Genomic DNA, 1,743 nt, shown 5'->3' with positions numbered 1-1,743 from the left:
TTTGAGGTTGCAGATAGAGCTGACGTGGTTTGAAAAGATTTTCGAAGAGTATAAAGTCGCAACAACTGTGTCAATTGCACCAATTTAGTAAGAAAGTATAAAAAAAGAACACCCCGAAAGGTGCTCTGTATAAGTATAGTAATTCTTTCGAATTAACGTTTACTAAATTGTGATGCTTTACGAGCTTTCTTAAGACCTGGTTTCTTACGTTCAACTTTACGTGAGTCACGTGTAAGAAGTCCTGCGCGTTTCAATGAATCGCGGAAGTCTGGGTCTACTTGAAGAAGGGCACGAGCGATACCGTGACGGATAGCTCCTGATTGACCAGCGTATCCACCACCTACAACGTTAACGAAAACGTCGTATGAACCTGCAGTTGAAGTAACTGCGAATGGTTGGTTGATGACAAGACGAAGGTCAGCGTGTGGGATGTACTCTTCAACATCTTTTTTGTTAACAGTGATTTTACCAGTTCCTGGAACAAGGCGAACGCGTGCAACAGCGTTTTTACGACGTCCAGTACCTGCATATTGTGCTTGTGACATACTTTATTGTTCCTTTCCTTAGATAAGTCCTGAAATGTCAAGAACTTCTGGTTGTTGTGCAGCGTGAGTGTGCTCAGCTCCAACAAATACTTTCAACTTCATACCTTGAGCGCGTCCAAGAGTATTGTGTGGAAGCATACCTTTAACTGATTTCTCGATCAAACGTACTGCATTTTTAGAACGAAGTTCACCTGCAGAGATTTGTTTCAATCCACCTGGGTGGTTTGAGTGAGTGTAGTAGATTTTATCAGTTGCTTTTTTACCAGTCAATTTAACTTTTTCAGCATTGATAACAATCACAAAGTCACCTGTATCAGTGTGTGGTGTAAATGTTGGTTTGTTTTTTCCGCGAAGTACGCTAGCAACTACTGCAGAAAGACGTCCAAGTGGTACATCAGTTGCGTCAACTACGTACCATTTACGTTCAACTTGGCCTGGTTTAGCCATAAATGTTGTTTTGTTCATGATTTCTCCTATATATAGTTCGATTTTTGTTTACGGTGATGGGTGTTCCTTCCCATCGAAAAGTATTTGGAAGGTTCCGGGGCCTTTCAAATGGGGTAAACAATACCGCCTACTATAATACCAAATTTCACCCCTAAAAGTCAATAGATATGAAAAATATTTTTCTAATGCGTAACTTCTCAAAGTAACTGAAAGTTATATAATCAAGTTAATTTGGGAATTTACCTATTAACTTCGGGAGATTTTTGGGATTTTTTCCTTATTTTTCCCTGTAGCTAAAATCCTTTCCAAAAAATCACCTTTTCTTGATTTTTGATCCTATTTGCTGTATGATAAGGGAAAAGAAAGGGGGCAGAAATATGGCTTTTACCAATACCCACATGCGGTCGGCTAGTTTTGGCATTGTTACCAGCTTGCCTGATGATGTCATTGACTCTTTTTGGTACATCATCGACCACTTCTTAAAAAATGTCTTTGAATTGGAGGAGGAACTCGAGTTTCAATTGCTTAATAACCAAGGAAAAATTACCTTCCACTTTTCAAGTCAACACCTCCCTACAGCCATTGATTTTGACTTTAACCACCCTTTCGACCCTCTTTATCCCCCGAGAGTTCTGGTTTTAGATATGGATGGTAGAGAGACTATCCTCCTCCCAGAAGAAAATGACCTATTTTAATACTCAATGAAAATCAAAGAGCAAACTAGGAAGCTAACCGTAGGTTGCTCAAAACA

At 39.5% G+C, this 1,743-nt stretch carries 3 protein-coding genes; 1 reads left to right on the top strand and 2 read right to left on the bottom strand.

Annotated features, from left to right (window positions below; genetic code table 11):
• Window positions 1–152 precede the first annotated feature (152 nt).
• Both rpsI and rplM read right to left on the bottom strand, forming a co-directional pair.
• The gene (gene rpsI / locus HT701_RS10945; RefSeq protein ID WP_000075964.1) at window positions 153–545 is read right to left on the bottom strand and encodes a 30S ribosomal protein S9; all 393 of its coding nucleotides are present in this window, start codon (window positions 543–545) and stop codon (window positions 153–155) included.
• 18 nt (window positions 546–563) lie between these two features.
• The gene (gene rplM / locus HT701_RS10940; RefSeq protein ID WP_001044624.1) at window positions 564–1,010 is read right to left on the bottom strand and encodes a 50S ribosomal protein L13; all 447 of its coding nucleotides are present in this window, start codon (window positions 1,008–1,010) and stop codon (window positions 564–566) included.
• Between the two features lie 359 nt (window positions 1,011–1,369).
• Between rplM and HT701_RS10935 the strand changes: the two genes are divergently transcribed.
• Complete coding sequence (locus HT701_RS10935) at window positions 1,370–1,687, top strand: DUF960 domain-containing protein (protein ID WP_000886035.1); 318 nt, start codon at window positions 1,370–1,372, stop codon at window positions 1,685–1,687.
• Window positions 1,688–1,743 lie beyond the last annotated feature (56 nt).

The organism is Streptococcus sp. 10824 (assembly GCF_013276595.1).
GTDB classification, from domain to species: Bacteria; Bacillota; Bacilli; order Lactobacillales; family Streptococcaceae; genus Streptococcus; species Streptococcus pseudopneumoniae.
Note: the sequence above shows the minus strand (reverse complement) of the source record. Positions and strands in the feature narration are given on the sequence as shown.

Excerpts from the sequence above, each read along its gene's own strand:
- HT701_RS10935 (WP_000886035.1), top strand. The coding sequence starts at position 1,370 with ATGGCTTTTACCAATACCCACATGCGGTCGGCTAGTTTTGGCATTGTT.
- rpsI (WP_000075964.1), bottom strand. The coding sequence starts at position 545 with ATGTCACAAGCACAATATGCAGGTACTGGACGTCGTAAAAACGCTGTT.
- rplM (WP_001044624.1), bottom strand. The coding sequence starts at position 1,010 with ATGAACAAAACAACATTTATGGCTAAACCAGGCCAAGTTGAACGTAAA.